Source organism: Nocardioides lijunqiniae (genome assembly GCF_015024225.1).
Lineage (GTDB): Bacteria > Actinomycetota > Actinomycetes > Propionibacteriales > Nocardioidaceae > Nocardioides > Nocardioides lijunqiniae.
The window spans coordinates 19968-35155 of sequence record NZ_JACJGM010000035.1; the positions used below are offsets into that span (position 1 = coordinate 19968).

The 15188-nt window shown below is 72.9% G+C and carries 17 protein-coding genes; 4 read left to right on the forward strand and 13 right to left on the reverse strand.

Annotated features, from left to right (window positions below; translation table 11 throughout):
* The first annotated feature begins 18 nt into the window (after positions 1-18).
* The gene (locus tag IRQ30_RS18660) at positions 19-831 is read left to right on the forward strand and encodes a citryl-CoA lyase (protein WP_193614460.1); all 813 of its coding nucleotides are present in this window, start codon (positions 19-21) and stop codon (positions 829-831) included.
* Positions 828-1817, forward strand: coding sequence for a quinone oxidoreductase family protein (locus IRQ30_RS18665; protein ID WP_227467809.1), 990 nt, complete (start codon positions 828-830; stop codon positions 1815-1817). Before IRQ30_RS18660 ends, IRQ30_RS18665 begins: the two co-directional genes overlap by 4 nt.
* 3 nt (positions 1818-1820) lie before the next feature.
* Here IRQ30_RS18665 and IRQ30_RS18670 read toward each other — a convergent pair whose 3' ends face one another.
* Complete coding sequence (locus IRQ30_RS18670) at positions 1821-3242, reverse strand: cystathionine beta-synthase (protein ID WP_193614461.1); 1422 nt, start codon at positions 3240-3242, stop codon at positions 1821-1823.
* A gap of 36 nt (positions 3243-3278) precedes the next feature.
* Here IRQ30_RS18670 and IRQ30_RS18675 point away from each other — a divergent pair, with 36 nt between their 5' ends.
* A complete protein-coding gene (locus IRQ30_RS18675; protein WP_193614462.1) occupies positions 3279-4325 on the forward strand; it encodes a GDSL-type esterase/lipase family protein in 1047 nt (348 codons plus the stop codon).
* A 447-nt stretch (positions 4326-4772) separates the two neighbouring features.
* Here the strand turns inward: IRQ30_RS18675 and IRQ30_RS18680 are convergent, their stop codons facing one another.
* The 3 genes from IRQ30_RS18680 to IRQ30_RS18690 form a co-directional block, all read right to left on the reverse strand.
* Positions 4773-5660 (reverse strand): Bax inhibitor-1/YccA family protein, encoded by an 888-nt coding sequence (locus tag IRQ30_RS18680; RefSeq protein ID WP_193614463.1) that lies wholly within the window; start codon positions 5658-5660, stop codon positions 4773-4775.
* 141 nt (positions 5661-5801) lie between these two features.
* Positions 5802-6449, reverse strand: a complete 648-nt coding sequence (locus tag IRQ30_RS18685) for a class I SAM-dependent methyltransferase (protein ID WP_193614464.1) — start codon at positions 6447-6449, stop codon at positions 5802-5804.
* Positions 6450-6689: 240 nt separating this feature from the next.
* A complete protein-coding gene (locus IRQ30_RS18690; RefSeq protein WP_193614465.1) occupies positions 6690-7922 on the reverse strand; it encodes an HNH endonuclease signature motif containing protein in 1233 nt (410 codons plus the stop codon).
* 249 nt (positions 7923-8171) lie between these two features.
* Between IRQ30_RS18690 and IRQ30_RS18695 the strand changes: the two genes are divergently transcribed.
* A complete protein-coding gene (locus IRQ30_RS18695; RefSeq protein WP_193610016.1) occupies positions 8172-8792 on the forward strand; it encodes a TetR/AcrR family transcriptional regulator in 621 nt (206 codons plus the stop codon).
* Here IRQ30_RS18695 and IRQ30_RS18700 read toward each other — a convergent pair.
* The 9 genes from IRQ30_RS18700 to paaB all read right to left on the reverse strand — a co-directional run bounded on the left by IRQ30_RS18700 (position 8789) and on the right by paaB (position 15178).
* Positions 8789-9226: a DUF6069 family protein gene (locus tag IRQ30_RS18700; RefSeq protein WP_338089786.1), complete on the reverse strand. Its 438-nt coding sequence runs from the start codon at positions 9224-9226 to the stop codon at positions 8789-8791. The two genes, IRQ30_RS18695 and IRQ30_RS18700, sit on opposite strands and share 4 nt — an antisense overlap.
* Positions 9223-10224: an RNA polymerase subunit sigma-70 gene (locus IRQ30_RS18705; RefSeq protein WP_193614466.1), complete on the reverse strand. Its 1002-nt coding sequence runs from the start codon at positions 10222-10224 to the stop codon at positions 9223-9225. The genes IRQ30_RS18700 and IRQ30_RS18705 overlap by 4 nt, the downstream gene beginning before the upstream one ends.
* Positions 10225-10321: 97 nt before the next feature.
* Positions 10322-10753, reverse strand: a complete 432-nt coding sequence (gene paaI, locus IRQ30_RS18710; RefSeq protein ID WP_338089787.1) for a hydroxyphenylacetyl-CoA thioesterase PaaI — start codon at positions 10751-10753, stop codon at positions 10322-10324.
* On the reverse strand, positions 10747-11589 hold the full coding sequence (locus IRQ30_RS18715) for a 3-hydroxyacyl-CoA dehydrogenase family protein (protein ID WP_193614467.1): 843 nt from the start codon (positions 11587-11589) through the stop codon (positions 10747-10749). The genes paaI and IRQ30_RS18715 overlap by 7 nt, the downstream gene beginning before the upstream one ends.
* Positions 11586-12326, reverse strand: a complete 741-nt coding sequence (locus IRQ30_RS18720; protein ID WP_193614468.1) for an enoyl-CoA hydratase/isomerase family protein — start codon at positions 12324-12326, stop codon at positions 11586-11588. The genes IRQ30_RS18715 and IRQ30_RS18720 overlap by 4 nt, the downstream gene beginning before the upstream one ends.
* The gene (gene paaE, locus IRQ30_RS18725; protein WP_193614469.1) at positions 12323-13420 is read right to left on the reverse strand and encodes a 1,2-phenylacetyl-CoA epoxidase subunit PaaE; all 1098 of its coding nucleotides are present in this window, start codon (positions 13418-13420) and stop codon (positions 12323-12325) included. Before paaE ends, IRQ30_RS18720 begins: the two co-directional genes overlap by 4 nt.
* The gene (paaD, locus tag IRQ30_RS18730) at positions 13420-13911 is read right to left on the reverse strand and encodes a 1,2-phenylacetyl-CoA epoxidase subunit PaaD (RefSeq protein WP_193614506.1); all 492 of its coding nucleotides are present in this window, start codon (positions 13909-13911) and stop codon (positions 13420-13422) included. The genes paaE and paaD overlap by 1 nt, the downstream gene beginning before the upstream one ends.
* Positions 13912-13925: 14 nt before the next feature.
* Positions 13926-14864: a 1,2-phenylacetyl-CoA epoxidase subunit PaaC gene (gene paaC, locus IRQ30_RS18735; RefSeq protein WP_193614470.1), complete on the reverse strand. Its 939-nt coding sequence runs from the start codon at positions 14862-14864 to the stop codon at positions 13926-13928.
* Between the two features lie 11 nt (positions 14865-14875).
* Positions 14876-15178, reverse strand: a complete 303-nt coding sequence (gene paaB / locus IRQ30_RS18740; RefSeq protein ID WP_193614471.1) for a 1,2-phenylacetyl-CoA epoxidase subunit PaaB — start codon at positions 15176-15178, stop codon at positions 14876-14878.
* Positions 15179-15188 lie beyond the last annotated feature (10 nt).

A 15188-nucleotide genomic window follows, 5' to 3' on the forward strand; every position in this document is an offset into this window, starting at 1 on the left:
GAGCCGAAGGGGCCACCGATGCCCGACACTCCCCCGCCCATGCCGCAGTTCCCGACGTCCCTGGGCACCTCCGACCTGTCCAGCATGTCGCTGATGGGCCACGACGTGACCGAGGAGCTGATGGGCAACGTCTCCTTCGGCGAGCTCGCCTACTGGCTGATCACCCTGGAGCGCCCGACCAAGCAGCAGAGCCGGCTCTTCGAGGCCGTGCTCCTCGGGCTGGCCGACCACGGCTTCACGCCCACCGCGATCGCGACCCGGGTGACCTTCCTCAGCGCGCCCGACTCGATCCAGGGCGCCCTCGCGGCGGGACTCCTGGGCGGCGGCTCGCGCTTCCTCGGGGTCACCGAGGACACCGGCCGCTTCCTGGGCGACGTGCTCGCCGGGCTCGACCGCCTGCCCGAGGACGAGGCCGGCTGGGACGAGGTGGCGCTCGGCGCCGTGCGCGCGCAGCGCGAGAAGGGCGCGTTCGTGCCCGGTCTCGGCCACCCCGTGCACAAGGACGGCGACCCGCGGACCCCCCGGCTGGTGCAGATCGCCCACGAGGAGGGTCTCTACGGCGCCCACCTCGCACTCTTCGAGGCCATCGGTCGCACCCACGAGCAGGTGCTGGGCAAGCGGCTGCCGCTCAACGGCGCCGGCGTGAGCGGCGCGGCGCTGGCCGACCTCGGCATCCCGCAGGAGCTCCTGCGGGGCACGGTCCTGCTGGCCCGGTGCGCCGGGCTGCTCGGCCACATCGCCGAGGAGATCCGCAGCCCCGGTGTCGCGGCCGAGATCTACCGCACCGTCGACCGCAACGCGGTCTACGTCGACCCGGCGGCGCAGGCATGAGCACCGTGCGCGCCGCTCTGGTCGACCGGTGCGGTCAGCCGCCGGTCGTCGGCGAGCGTCCCGCGCCGCAGGCAGGCCCGGGTCAGGCGCTGGTGCGCACCGTGACCGCGCCGATCACGCCGCTCGACCTGCTGTGCGCGAGCGGGACGTCGTACTTCGGCGAGCCGGCGACGCCGTACGTCCCGGGCGTGCAGGGCGTCGGCGTCGTGGAGTCCGCGTCGAGCGTGCCGGTGGGCACGTCGGTGTGGTTCCCGACCTCGGCCGGGATGGCACCGGGCGACGGCAGCATCGCCGAGACCGTGGTGGTGGCCGAGTCCGAGCTGGTGGTGCTCTCCGGTGCCGTCGACGAGCAGCACCTGGCGGCGCTCGGACTCTCCGCGATCGCCGCCTGGACGGCGCTCCTCCTGCGAGGAGGCCTGCGGGCCGGTGAGCGCGTGCTCGTCCTGGGCTCGAGCGGGGTCGTCGGGACGGTCGCGCTGCAGGCCGCGCGGCTCCAGGGGGCGGGGACCGTCTGGGGGGCGGCCCTCGAGCCCGGCGCCCGGCAGGCAGCGGCCGACCTCGGCGCCGACGGCTTCGTGCAGCTGGAGCGCGACGACAGCCCCGAGGACCTCGCCGAGCGGATGCGCGACACCGTGGGCGAGGTCGACCTCGTCCTCGACCCGCTGTGCGGCGTGCCTGCCACGGCCGCGCTGACGGTTCTGGCCCCGCACGGCCGCCTGGTCAACCTCGGCAGCAGCGCCGGGCCGACGGCGACGTTCTCCTCCGCGCACCTGCGCAGCGGACCGCGGTCGGTCCTGGGCTACACCAACAACGACCTCACCGCCGAGCAGCGTGGCGACGCCATGGCCGCCATCGAGGAGCACGCCGCGGCCGGGCGGCTCGCCGTGCCCTACGAGGTCTTCGGCCTCCACCAGGTCGGCGAGGCGTGGACCCGCCAGGCGGCCGGCGAGGTGCGTGGCCGCGCGGTCATCGACCTGCGCCGGTGAGGCTCAGGCGCGGGTGAGGAACGTCAGCAGGTCCTGACGGGTCAGCACGCCCACCGGCTTGCCGTCCTCCTGGACGAGCACGGCGTCGGCCGACTCGAGCAGGGTGGCGGCGTCGCGCGCGTCCTCGGTCGAGCCGATCGTCGGCAGCGGCAGGGACATGTGGTCCTCGACGGGGTCGGTGAGCCGTGCCGTGCCGGCGTAGAGCGCGTCGAGCAGGGTGCGCTCGGAGACCGAGCCGGCGACCTCGGCCGCCACGATGGGCGGCTCGGCACGCACGACGGGCATCTGCGAGACGCCGTACTCGTGGAGGATGTGGACCGCCTCGGCGATGGTCTCGCTCGGGTGGGTGTGCACGAGCTCGGGCAGCTGGCCGGCCTTGCCGCGCAGCACCTGCCCGACGGTCTGGCCCGCGGTCTCGTGACCGCTCTCGAAGCCGTACTGCGCCAGCCACTCGTCGTTGAAGACCTTCGTGAGGTAGCCGCGGCCCGAGTCGGGCAGCAGCACCACGATCACGGCGCCGTCGCCCTCGGGGGTGCCGGCGACCTCGTGGGCCAGCTGCTTCGCGGCGTACGCCGCCATGCCGGACGAGCCGCCGACCAGCAGCGCCTCCTCGCGGGCCAGCCGCCGGGTGAACGCGAAGGAGTCGGCGTCGGAGACCTCGATGACGCGGTCGGCGACGGTGCGGTCGTAGGTGTCGGGCCAGAAGTCCTCGCCGACGCCCTCGACGAGGTAGGGGCGGCCGGTGCCGCCGGAGTAGACCGAGCCGGCCGGGTCGGCGCCGATCACCTTGATGTCGGGGTTCTGCTCCTTGAGGTAGCGACCCACGCCGGTGATGGTGCCGCCGGTGCCCATGCCGGTCACGAAGTGCGTGATCCGGCCCTCGGTCTGCGCCCAGATCTCCGGACCGGTGGTCTCGTAGTGCGACCGCGGGTTGTGGGCGTTGGCGTACTGGTTCGGCTTCCAGGCGCCCGGCTGCGAGCTGAGGCGGTCGGAGACGTTGTAGTAGGAGTCGGGGTGCTCGGGAGCCACGGCGGTCGGGCAGACCACGACCTCGGCGCCGTAGGCCTTGAGCACGTTGCGCTTGTCCTCGCTGACCTTGTCGGGGCACACGAAGATGCACTTGTAGCCCTTCGCCTGCGCCACCATGGCCAGCCCCACGCCGGTGTTGCCGGAGGTCGGCTCCACGATGGTGCCGCCGGGCTGCAGCTCGCCGGAGGCCTCCGCGGCCTCGATCATCCGGGTGGCGATGCGGTCCTTCACCGAGCCGCCCGGGTTGAGGTACTCGATCTTGGCCAGCACCAGGGGGCCCTTCTCGGCGCCGCCTGCGTCCTCCGTGTCTGCACCTCCCGGGAGGTCCAGGGTGCGCGAGAGGCGCAACAGCGGGGTGTTGCCGATCAGGTCGAGGAGAGAGTTCACGTACTGCACACGTTCAACATAGAGCGCTTACGTAGACTCACCTACGTGGGGAGAGCCGGTGCTGCCAGAAAGTTGGCTGCCGCGGCGGCATACGGCGGTGGCGGGCTGTCCGTGCTGGGCGCCGGCCTGTACGCCGTACTGACCGCCGAGGCCAAGCTCGCGCGCAAGGCGATCGGGCGCACGAGCGGCGCTCCCCCGGACGCGACCGGGTGGTACGGCCGCGGTCGACCCGGCCCCGCCCTCAAGATCGCGCTCCTCGGCGACTCCAGCGCCGCGGGCTACGGCGTCGAGGACGTGACCGAGACGCCGGGCGCCGTGCTGGCCAACGGCCTGGCCGAGTACGCCGAGCGCCGCGTCTACCTCCGCGCGTTCTGCGTGGTCGGCGCCAAGTCCTCCCAGCTCGACGACCAGATCGACAAGGCCCTCACGATCGAGCCCGACGTCGCGGTCATCCTGGTCGGCGCCAACGACGTCACCCACAAGATGCTGCCGTCGGAGTCGGTGCGCCACCTCTCCGAGGGTGTGCGCCGCCTGGTCGACGCCGGCGTCGAGGTGATCGTGGGGACCTGCCCCGACCTCGGCACGGTCAAGCCCATCGGCCCCCCGCTCAAGCAGGTCGCCCGCACCTGGTCGCGGCGCCTGGCCGCCGCCCAGACGATCGCGGTGATCAACGAGGGCGGGCGCACCGTCTCGCTCGCCGCCGTGCTGGGCAAGGAGTTCGCCGCGGCACCCGCGCTGCTCTTCGGCCCCGACCAGTTCCACCCCTCCGCCCACGGCTACCGCGCCCTGGCGACGGTGCTGCTGCCGTCGGTGCTCGCCGCCCTCGGGCTCGCCCCGGACGACGAGGAGCACCCCGAGGCCTACCGCGGCGAGGGCGTCATGCCGGTCGCCACGGCCGCCGTCCAGGCCGTCCGGACCCCCGGCACCGAGCTCGACGGCACCGAGGTGGGCGGCAACCGCCTCGGCGTGCGCGGCCTCTGGGTCGAGCTGCGCCACCGCAGGCGCCGTCCCCAGGCCAAGGGCGAGGCCCCGGCCCCCAACGACGCGGACGAGACCGCCGAGGTCGCAGCCACGGGGTCCACGACCTCGTAGCAGCCGCGGCGGCCGCCGGTGGTCGAGCAGCGAGCGCAGCGAGCGAATGTCGAGACCCGGCCGACCTCGGCGGTCGAGCAGCGAGCGCAGCGAGCGAATGTCGAGACCCCGTGAGCCGAACGCCGACCTCGGTGGTTGAGGTGCGAGCGGAGCGAGCCTCGAAACCACCTGACCGGCGGGGCTGAGGTTGGCCGCGCGGGATCGGGCACCCACGTCGGTAGGCGCAGCACCAGTCACACCAGCCCCAGCAGAGGGGTGCCCTGAGGAGACAGCCAGAGGTGCAGGGGTCTCGACGGGCGCTCGTCGCTGGCGCTCCTCACTGCTCGACCACCGGTCCGTGGTCTCGAGACGGTTGCTCGAGCACCTTCTCAACCCCCGACAACGGCAAAGGCCCCGGGGAGAACCCCGGGGCCTTGGCGTTGTCGGCCGAGCGCGTCGACCGCCCGCTCAGTCCTGGCTGAAGAACGCCAGGATGCGGAGCAGGTTCGTGTAGATCCAGACGAGGCTCACGGTCATCGCGAACGCGGCGCGCCACGACTCCCGCTCGGGGAGCCGGTTGGCGACACCCTGCTCGACGAAGTCGAAGTCCATGATCAGCATGAACACACCGAGCACGAGGCCGGCGACGGCCGTGACCATGCCCAGACCGCTGACGCCGAACAGGCCGATCTCGGCGCCGAAGAGGCTCAGGACGAGCTCCATCAGGCTGAGGCCGATCATGCCGAAGACGGCAGCGACGACGAACTTGCGGAACTTGTCGCCCACCTTGATGTTGAGCACCTTGTAGGCGGTCAGCGTGCCGGCGAAGGCGGCGAAGGTACCGATCACGGCGCCGGAGACGACACCGTCACCGAAGCGGGCGTCGAAGAACTTGCTCAGCGCACCGAGGGCGACACCCTCGAGCACGCAGAACGCCAGCACCAGGGCCGGGCTGATCACGCGCTTGAAGGAGTTGACCATCGACAGCGCGAACGCGCCGAGGCTGCCGAGGGTCATGGCGGCGATGAGTCCGCCGAGGTCCTCGTTGGTGGTGCTGGGCGTGATCTCGGGGGTGAGGATCCACGTCGCCAGCGCGGCGACGATGACGACACCGAGCGAGATCGCGGTCTTCTGGACCACCGAGTCGATGGTCATGGGACCCGACGACGCCGGAGCGTGCGTCGGCGTCTCGGGCGAGCCGGGCTGGCCGGTGCCCCAGGCTGCGGGGTCGGTGCCGTAGCCCTGGTAGCTCGAGCCGTTGCCGGCGTAGGTCTGGTTGCCGTAGGAGCTGGCGTTGGCGTTGCCGCCGCGCTGGAACTCCTCCGACCGGGTGAACACCGGGTTGTTGCTCTGCATTGGTCTCCTCCTTGGAGGCCTGGTCACCGTCTCCGTGACGGCTGGACCCTGTCTAGACCCCCAGTCTAGGGGTCGTCACCGGTTCCAACGCCCGCGCGGGCCGCGACGTTCCCGCCGTACCTGAGAGATCCGTGTGAATCGTCAGCGGCGCCGCGCCAGCACCACGGTGTCGGTGACCGTGACGGGCCCGTCGTCGGTCGGGTGGTCGCGGGTCGGCTCGTCGGCCGCGAGGACCTCCCACTGCTCCGCAGGCAGGGCCGCCGTGACGCGGTCCGGCGTGAACAGCAGGTCCGGGCCGTGCGGCTTGCGGACGCCGGTCTCGAGGTCCGCCGGGTGGTGCCCGACGACGAGCAGGTGGCCGCCCGGGCGCACCGCCGCGCCCATCCGCTGCGTCAGCTCGGCGAAGCGGTCGACCGGCGGGTGGAAGAACTGCACCGACACCAGGTCCATGTCACCCGGCAGCTCGTCACCGGCCAGGACGTCGACCCGCTCCCAGGCCACCTTGTCCTCGACGCCGGCGTCCTCGGCGTGCGCCGCGGCGCGCAGGAGCGCCACCTCGGACACGTCGACCCCGGTCGCCTGCCAACCCTGCTGCGCCAGCCACACGACGTCCGCGCCCTCGCCGCAGCCGATGTCGAGCGCCCGGCCGGGCGCGAGGTCGGCGACGTGCTCGACCAGACGGGGGTTGGGGTTGCCGCTCCAGATGCGCTCGGACTCGGCGTAACGGGCGTCCCAGGTCTCCTGGCTGTACATCGTCGCGAGGTCGACCTCGTGGTGTTCGTGGCTCATGCCCACACTCTGCCTCTTCAGGTCGACCTGAAGACAAGGCGACGTTGCGCCCATCCCACGCCGGTAGAGCAGCGAGCGCCCGCCTCGGTGGTTGAGGTGCGAGCCCGCACTCCGGTGGTCGAGCAGCGAGCGCCAGCGAGCGCCAGCGAGCGCCCGTCGAGACCCCGCAAGCCGACCGCTGACCCCGGTGGTTGAGGTGCGAGCGCCAGCGAGCCTCGAAACCACCCCACCGAATACGTCTCACTCCCGCTTGTGGAACGAGACCTTCCCGCCCTCGTGGTGAGTCACTCCGTAGGAAGGGTGGTGGATCAGCGTGTGGTGCCGAGCGCACAGCATCGCGCCGCGCTCGACCGAGGTCTCGCCGCCCTGGGACCAAGGGTCCAGGTGGTGCGCGTGGCACCAGGCGGACGGCCGGTCACAGCCCAGCGCGATGCAGCCGCCGTCCCTGACGGCCATGGCGATGCGTTGGGCCTTGGTGTGGAAGCGTCGTCTGCGGCCCACGTCGAGGACCTGAGACCTCCCGCCCAGCACGACCGGGATCACGCCCGCCTCGCACGCCATCCTGCGGGCCAGACTGGGGCTGATCCGGGTGCCGGTGTCGAGCTGCGCGGCTTTGAGCCCACCCATGAGCGTCTCGAGGGTCATGGTGACCACGACGGTGGCGTCCATGCCGGCGGCTTTGGGGAGCTTGTCTACGGGGTAGCGGTCGACGTACTCGATGAACGCGAGCCCCATCCCGTGTGGGGTGGACCCTTCACCGCCGGCCTTGGGTGAGGCCAGCGCCTGGAGGGGCTTGCGGAGCTTGTCGGCCTCGTGGGTGGGCATCGAGAACCGGCCGTAGGTCGTGCCGTGGCCGTCGTCGTGCATCGTGAACCTGGCCTTCGCCCGGGCCTTCCGCTCCTGCGCTTCCAGCTGCCTGGCCTCTTCCGCTTCGCCGACCTCGGGGGCGACGACGTCGAGGACCTGCTTGCCCAGGACCCGCAAGCGGATGGCGTCGAAGTGCGCCGCCTCGCCGAGAAGGTGGTCACGCGCTTGGGTCTTGATCGCAGTGCCCACGTCGTCGGGCAGGGCGTCGACGGCCTCGACGATCACCTTCGCCTGGTCGGCCAGGACGTCACCACGACTCAGCGCCTGCTCGACCGGCTCCTGGGTCTGCGTCTGAAGGGCCTTAGCGAGCTTCATCTTCGACGCGGCGTCGCGTTGGGTCAGGTGGGTCTCGTGGGCCCAGTAGGCCGCGGTGGACGTCGCGCCCTGGTCGGCGCCGACCTCGGTGCGCTCGGCGTGGGCGGCGAGGCGGAGCTCGAGGCCGGCGGCCTGGGCGCTGAGGCGGGTGGTCTCGGCGAGGGTCCTGGCGGTCTCCGCAGGGGTCATCGACCACAGCGCGGCCTCGCTGAGCTCGGCGAGCTCCTCACGGATGCGCGCCACCTGCTGAGCCACGGGGTGGCTCGGCGGGTGGGTGGCGCGGTTGCTCATGGGACCTACTCAAGCACCCACCACCGACAGCCCCTACCCGTCAGGAGGCGCTTGTCCACAGGGTGTGGAGCATTGGTGGCATTCTTTCTTGGATTTTACTTTCGGTGGTCGGTGGCGTGGTTTCGAGGCTCGCTGCGCTCGCACCTCAACCACCGTGATCGCCGCCTGCCTTGGCTCACGGGGTCTCGACGGGCGCTCGTCGCTGGCGCTCCTCACTGCTCGACCACCGGATCGTGAGAAGGTGGCGGCATGGCCGAACCGTCTGCTGAGCCGGCGCGGCGCGGGCGGCCGGGCTACGACCAGGAGACGGTGCTGCGGCGGGCGATCGAGCTGTTCAACCGGCAGGGTTACGACGGCACCAGCATGGGCGACCTGGCCAAGGAGCTGGGGTTCTCCAAGTCCGCGATCTACCACCACGTGCCGAGCAAGTCGCACCTGCTGGAGCAGGCGCTGCACGAGGCGCTCGACGAGCTGACGACGCTGGTGGAGACGGCCGTCGACGAGTCGACCGGGACGGCGTACGAGCGGCTGCGCGAGGTGGTGCGCCAGAGCGTGCGGGTGCTCGTGGCCCACCAGGACGCCGTCACCCTGCTGCTGCGCGTGCGCGGGAACGGCGAGGTCGAGCAGGCCGCCCTGGCCCGCCGACGCTGGATCGACGCCCGGTTGGCGGAGCTGGTCGCCGCTGCCGTCGACGAGGGAGCGCTGCGCGCCGACGTGGCGCCCGACCTGGTGAGCCGACTGCTGTTCGGCATGGTCAACTCACTCGTCGAGTGGTACCGCCCCGGCGGCGTCGTCGACGCCGACGTCCTGGCCGACGCCATCACCACGATCGCCTTCGACGGCCTCGCCGCCCACCGCGCGACCGACTAGCGAGCCGGACCCAGCCGCCTCGCCAGGACAGGGATCATGACCGCGGCGGCGAGCAGGTGCAGCCCGACGAGGGTGAGGGAGGTGCCGGTCTCGGCGTCCACCAGGAACGGCGGCACCAGCGACACCGCCGTCAGCGCGACCGTCGTCCGCACGAACCCCGCGACGGGGCGGGCGCTCCAACGGTTGAAGGCCCCGGCGAGGACGACGCCCACGACCGAGAAGACCCCGGTGACGAACGCGATCCCGGACAGCGGGATCTGCTCGCCATCGGCGGGCACCTCCAGCTCGACGCCGGCCGCCCGCGCCGCCGCCGCGGCGAGCGTGGTCACGGCCACGGCGGCCAGCGTGGCGAGCAGGCCCGGTACGACGAGCCCCCGACGTACGCCGACGCTTCCGCTCGCCGCCGCGTCGACGGCGCCGCCCACGGTGCTCACGCCGCACCACCCTCGGCGGTCAGCCGCTCCGGCAGACCCAGGCTCGGGAACCGGTCGGGGCCGAAGATGACGACCTCGCTGATCGCTCCGCCGGCGACCCGCAGGACGTCGATCGCGAGGGGGACGTAGGCGTCCTGGGACTCCTGCCACAGGTAGAACGCGATCGCGGGCTGTCGGTTGACCGACGTGGCGACGGGGCGCAGTGGCCCCATCCCCTCGAAGCCGCCGTCGACCCAGTCGGTCAGGACGGCGTCGCGGCCGAGGTGCAGGCCCGGCACGGGCGGCATCGAGCAGCGGACGTCGTCGCGGAGCATCGTGGCGAGCGCCGACACGTCGGTGGCCACGCTGGCATCGGTGAACCGGCGGACGAGCTCGCGGGTCGCCGCGTCCTCCTCGCCGCCGGTCCAGTCCTGCCGCTCAGCCGGCAGGTGCTCGCGCATGCCGGCACGGGCCCGCTGGAGCGCGCTGTTGACGGAGTTGACCGAGTCGCCGAGCAGGTCGGCGACGTCCTTCGCCGGCCAGCCGAGCACGTCGCGCAGGATCAGCGCCGCCCGCGGGCGCGGCGCCAGGTGCTGGACGGCGACGACGTACGCGAGCTCGATGGTCTCCTGCGCCACCGCGACGGCCTCCGGGTCGTCCGCGGCGTCCGTGGGCAGCTCGTCGAGCAGGCGGTCGGGGTAGGGCTGCAGCCACAGCACCTCGCCGCCCGTCGCCGGCGCCGGCCGCCGCGTGGCCAGCAGGTCGAGGCAGGCGTTGGTGGCGATCCGGTAGAGCCAGGCGCGCAGCGTCGAGCGGCCCTCGAACGTCTCGCGTCGCCGCCACGCCCGCAGGAACGTCTCCTGCACGGTGTCCTCGGCGTCCTCGAAGGACCCGAGCATCCGGTAGCAGTGCACGTGCAGCTCTCGCCGGTGCCGCTCGGTCAGGCTCGAGAACTCCTGCTCGTCGACCTCGCCCAGACCGCTCACGCCCAGCTCCTCCAGTCGCGTGTCCACACTCATCGCGTCATCCCTTCCGTAGTGTCGCTTCGGAGGTATGACGGCGGCGAGCCCGAGAACTCATCACCGGGCCGACCAAACGACGGTCGGGCGACCCGGCTCAGCCCTCGATCGCACGGCCCACGGAGCGGCTGCGTCCGCGGAGCTCGGCGACGACGGTCCCGTCGGCGCGCCGCACCGCGACGTCGTACAGCCCCGAGCGGCCGCGCAGCGCCCGCTCCTCGGCCGTGGCGACGAGCTCGTCGCCGACCTGCGCCGACTCGAGGAAGGTCACGTCGAAGCCGGCAGCCACGGTGACGACGCCACGCGAGTTGCAGGCCGCCGCGAACGCCGAGTCGGCCAGCGAGGCGACCAGTCCGCCGTGGGCCATCCCCCAGCCGTTGACCATGTCGTCGCGCACGGTCATCGCCACGACGGCGCGCCCGGGCGCCACCTCGACCAGGCGCATGCCCAGGGCCGCGCTGGCCGCGTCGGAGGTCCACATCCGGGCGACGGAGCGTTCGGCGAGCTCCCGCTCGTCGGCAGTCACCACGCGTAGAAGCCCCGGCCGGTCTTGCGGCCCAGGTGCCCGGCGGCGACGAGGTCGCGCAGCACCTGCGGCGGCTCGAAGCGCGGGCCGAGCTCGCGGGCGAGGTGCTCCGCGATGGCCAGTCGTACGTCGAGGCCGACAAGGTCGGTCGTGCGCAGCGGACCCACCGGGTGGCGGTAGCCGAGCGTCATCGCGGTGTCGATGTCGGCCGCGCTCGCGACGCCGTCCTCGAGCATCCGCATGGCCTCCAGCGCGGTCGCGACGCCGAGGCGGCTGCTCGCGAAGCCCGGTGAGTCCGTGACGGTGACCGCGGTCTTGCCGAGCCCCTCGACCCACCCCTGCGCCTCGGTCACGAGGTCGGCGGCGGTCCTGCTGCCGACGACGATCTCGACCAGGCCGCTGGCGGGCACGGGGTTGAAGAAGTGCAGGCCCAGGAACCGCTCGGGCCTGCTCAGCCCCTCGGCGAGGCCGTCGATCGAGAGCGAGCTGGTGTTGGTCGCGACGACGGCGTCCGGGGCGGCGGCCTCGATCGCCTGCAGGACCCGGGTCTTCAGCGGCACGTCCTCGGGCACCGCCTCGACCACGAGCCCGCAGCCGGCGAAGGCCGACGCATCCGTCGCGACACGCAGTCGCGCGGCCACGACGTCGACCGGCTCCGACAGCCCGCCGCGCTCCTGGGTCCGGCCGAGGCTCGTGGCCACGCGCTCGCGCGCCGCGGCCGCGGTCGACTCGTCGGTCTCGACCACCGTCACCTCGGCGCCGGCGACCAGGAAGGCGTGGGCGATCCCGGCCCCCATGCGTCCGCCGCCGTGCACGCCGACCCGTTGCGGGACTGTCATCGCTTCTTCTCCTTGCGCTCGAGGAACGCGGTCATCCGGTCCTGCTTGTCCTGGGTCTCGAAGAGCACCGCCTGCGCGAGGTCGTCGATGACCGGGTGCGCCTCGCGCGGCGCGTGGAACACCGTCTTCGTCAGTCGTACGGCGAGCGGTGCCTGGCGGGCGATCCGGTCGGCCCACCGGTGGCCGGCGGCCAGCAGGTCGTCGGGCTCGACCACCTCGTTCAGCAGCCGTACGGCGTGCGCCTCGGCCGCGTCGAGCACGCGACCCGCGAGCAGCACCTCCTTGGCGAGGGGCTCCCCCACCAGCTCGGCCAGCCGCCACGTGGCCCCGGCCGCGGCGAGGATCCCCAGCCCGGGCTCGGGATTGCCGATCTTCGTGGTGGGCGTGCCGAGGCGGAAGTCGCAGGCGTAGGCCAGCTCGGCGCCGCCGCCCAGGGCGTAGCCCTCGACCAGCGCGATGACCGGCATCGGCAGCCGCCGCACCCGGTCGAAGATGCCGGAGTTGATCCCGCGCAGGGCGTCGTCGCGACGGCGCTCGCGCAGCTGACCGATGTCGGCGCCGGCCGCGAACGTGCCGCCCGCGCCACCCAGCAGCGCCACCCGAGGGTCGCGCTCGAGCAGCGCGCAGGCGTCGTGCAGCGCGTCGACCATCTCCTGGTCGATCGCGTTGCGCGCCTCGGGCCGGTTGAGCCGCAGCACGACCCGGTCGTCGAGCTCCTCGACGAGCAGGACGCTCATGCGTCGAAGTCGACGGTGACGACGTCGCTCACGGGGTGGGACTGGCAGGTGAGCACGAAGCCCGCCTCCACCTCCGCCTTCTCCAGCGCGTAGTTGCGACGCATGTCGACCTCTCCCTCCCGCACGAGCGCGCGGCAGGTGCCGCACACGCCACCCTTGCAGGCGAACGGCAGGTCGGAGCGGGTGGCCTGGGCGCCGTCCAGGATCGTCTGGCCGCGCGGCATCGGGGCCGTGGCCGACAGCCCGTCGAGCACCACGGTGACGTCGCTCGTCTCGCCGTCGGCGACGGCGATCTCACGGACCAGCTCGGGCGGCGGCTCGTCGACGTAGAAGAGCTCGAAGTGCACGCGGTCCTCGGGCACCCCCAGCTCGGCGAGCACCTCGCGCGCGTCGTTGATCATCGCGAACGGCCCGCAGAGCCAGACGTGGTCCATCGCCCGCACCGGCACGAGCACCGACAGCAGGCGGCGCAGCCGGTCGGCGTCGAGGCGGCCGGAGAACAGCTCGGCGTCGCGCGGCTCGCGGCTCAGCACGTGGGAGAGCCGGAAGCGCTGCCCGTGACGGTTCTTGAGGTCGCCGAGCTCCTCGGCGAACATCACCGACCCGCTCGTGCGGTTGCCGTAGAGCAGCGTCACCTCCGCCTCGGGGTGGCCGGCCAGGACCGTGCTCGCGATGGAGAGCATCGGCGTGATGCCGGAGCCGGCGGCGATGCAGAGGTGGCGGCCGCCCGCGGACGGGTCGGCGCGGAAGCTGCCGGTCGGCGTCTGCACCTCGACCTCGTCGCCGGGTCGCACCCCGCGCACCAGCCAGGAGGAGAACAGGCCGTCGGGGATCTCGCGCACGCCCACCCGCGGCAGCTGCCCGACGGGCGCGCAGATCGAGTACGTACGACGGTGCTCCTGACCGTCGATCGTGCGGCGCAGCGTCAGCGACTGCCCGGCCGCGAAGGCGAAGGCCTCCCACAGGTGCTCCGGCACGTCGAACGTGACCGCGGCGGAGTCGTCGGTGAGCCGCTCGACCGCGGCCACGGTGAGCGTGTGGAAGACGGGCTGGACCCGACCCACGCGGGCAGGCGCCTCGGCGGCGAGGGACATCAGATCTCCTTCACGTGCTCGAACGGCTCGAGGCACGCCGTGCAGCGGTAGAGCGCCTTGCAGGCGGTCGCCCCGAACTCCGACGTCAGCTCCACCTCGGCCGCGCCGCAGCGCGGGCAGTGCAGCGACCGGCGGGTGGGCAGCAGGTTCAGCACGACCGGCCCCGAGCGGTGGTCGGCGGGCCCCGGGGGCGAGATGCCGTGCTCCTCCAGCGCCGCGCGCCCGCGCTCGGTGATCCAGTCGCTGGACCACGCGGGCTCGAGCTCCACGCGCACCCGCACGTCGTCGTAGCCCGCGTCGCGCAGCCGGTGCACGAGGTCGTCGCGCATCGTCGCCATCGCCGGGCAGCCGGAGTACGTCGGGGTGATCGCCACGACCACCGCGCCGTCCTCCTCCGTGACGTCGCGCAGCACGCCGAGGTCCTCGAGCGTGAGCATCGGCATCTCCGGGTCGGTGACAGTCCGCGCGACGTCGTACGCCGACCGCGTCATCGTGCTCACCACCCTCACCACTGACCCATCGGGTGCGCGCGAGCCGTGACCTGCATCTCGGCGAGCATCCGGCCCAGCGCCTCGGTGTGCAGGCCGTCGCGGCCGGTGCGTCCGCGCACGCCGGCGAGCGCACGCCGCTCGGGGCGCTCGACGCCGCTCATCGCCAGCACCTGCTCCAGCACCACCTCGACCTCGGCGGAGACGTCGACCGGGCGGACGCCCACGCCTGCGGCCGCCACCTCGTCCTCGACCGCGTGGGTGGCCAGCAGCTCGGGGTAGAGCGGCCACAGGTCGTCGAGCGCGGCGACCAGGCGCCGCCGCGACTCGTCGGTGCCCTGCGCGAGGGTGAGGAACCAGCGCCCGGCGTAGTCGCGGTGGTAGGCCAGCTCCTTGACGCCCTTCGCGGCCACGGCGGCGAGCACGCGGTCGCGGCTCTCGCGCAGCCGCTCCAGCAGCGCGAGGCGCACCGTCGAGAAGAGCAGGATCCGGCAGACGACGTGGGCGAAGTCGCCGTTGTCGACCTCGGAGAGCCGCACGTTGCGGAAGCCGCCGGCCTCGCGGAAGAACGCGAGCGCGTCCTCGGGCGGCACCGGCGAGCCCTCCGGCAGCGCCGGTACGACGGACGGGTCGGCGGCCGCGGCGCGCGCGAGCAGCAGCCGCGCCTGGCCCAGGAGGTCGAGCGCGATGTTGGCCAGCGCGATGTCCTCCTCCAGGTCGGGGGCGTTGCTGCACCACTCCGAGACGCGGTGCGAGAGCACGAGCGCGTCGTCGGCGAGCATCACGCAGTACGTCGCCAGCGCGGCAGGCGCGACGCCCTCGGGCATCGTCGTGTCGACGCCGGCGAGCGGGTCCTCGAAGTCGGTGCCGAACGCCCACTGGGAGTCGTCGGAGCCGAGCAGGCCGTCGAAGACCGAGCCGTGCGCGTCGTTGGGGTCCGGTGCGGAGTGCGACATGGGTCCGTCCTTCACATGTGGGGGACGTCGTCGGGGATGGCGTAGAAGGTCGGGTGGCGGTAGACCTTGTCGCCGCTCGGCGCGAAGAACGGGTCCTTCTCGTCGGGGCTCGAGGCGGTGATCGCCTCCGCCCGGACCACCCAGATGCTCACGCCCTCGTTGCGCCGGGTGTAGACGTCGCGCGCGTGCCGCACGGCCATCTCGTCGTCGGCCGCGTGCAACGAGCCGACGTGGACGTGGTTGAGCCCGCGCTTGCCGCGCACGAACACCTCGTACAGCGGCCACTCGGCCTGGGGGCTGGTGGACTCGGTCACCGTGGTCTCC

What these genes read in the sequence shown, in the direction of transcription:
- IRQ30_RS18660 (WP_193614460.1), top strand. Translation starts at nt 19, where the DNA reads ATGCCCGACACTCCCCCGCCCATGCCGCAGTTCCCGACGTCCCTGGGC.
- IRQ30_RS18665 (WP_227467809.1), top strand. Translation starts at nt 828, where the DNA reads ATGAGCACCGTGCGCGCCGCTCTGGTCGACCGGTGCGGTCAGCCGCCG.
- IRQ30_RS18680 (WP_193614463.1), bottom strand. Translation starts at nt 5,660, where the DNA reads ATGCAGAGCAACAACCCGGTGTTCACCCGGTCGGAGGAGTTCCAGCGC.
- IRQ30_RS18685 (WP_193614464.1), bottom strand. Translation starts at nt 6,449, where the DNA reads ATGAGCCACGAACACCACGAGGTCGACCTCGCGACGATGTACAGCCAG.
- IRQ30_RS18690 (WP_193614465.1), bottom strand. Translation starts at nt 7,922, where the DNA reads ATGAGCAACCGCGCCACCCACCCGCCGAGCCACCCCGTGGCTCAGCAG.
- IRQ30_RS18695 (WP_193610016.1), top strand. Translation starts at nt 8,172, where the DNA reads ATGGCCGAACCGTCTGCTGAGCCGGCGCGGCGCGGGCGGCCGGGCTAC.
- IRQ30_RS18705 (WP_193614466.1), bottom strand. Translation starts at nt 10,224, where the DNA reads ATGAGTGTGGACACGCGACTGGAGGAGCTGGGCGTGAGCGGTCTGGGC.
- IRQ30_RS18715 (WP_193614467.1), bottom strand. Translation starts at nt 11,589, where the DNA reads ATGACAGTCCCGCAACGGGTCGGCGTGCACGGCGGCGGACGCATGGGG.
- IRQ30_RS18720 (WP_193614468.1), bottom strand. Translation starts at nt 12,326, where the DNA reads ATGAGCGTCCTGCTCGTCGAGGAGCTCGACGACCGGGTCGTGCTGCGG.
- paaE (WP_193614469.1), bottom strand. Translation starts at nt 13,420, where the DNA reads ATGTCCCTCGCCGCCGAGGCGCCTGCCCGCGTGGGTCGGGTCCAGCCC.
- paaD (WP_193614506.1), bottom strand. Translation starts at nt 13,911, where the DNA reads ATGACGCGGTCGGCGTACGACGTCGCGCGGACTGTCACCGACCCGGAG.
- paaC (WP_193614470.1), bottom strand. Translation starts at nt 14,864, where the DNA reads ATGTCGCACTCCGCACCGGACCCCAACGACGCGCACGGCTCGGTCTTC.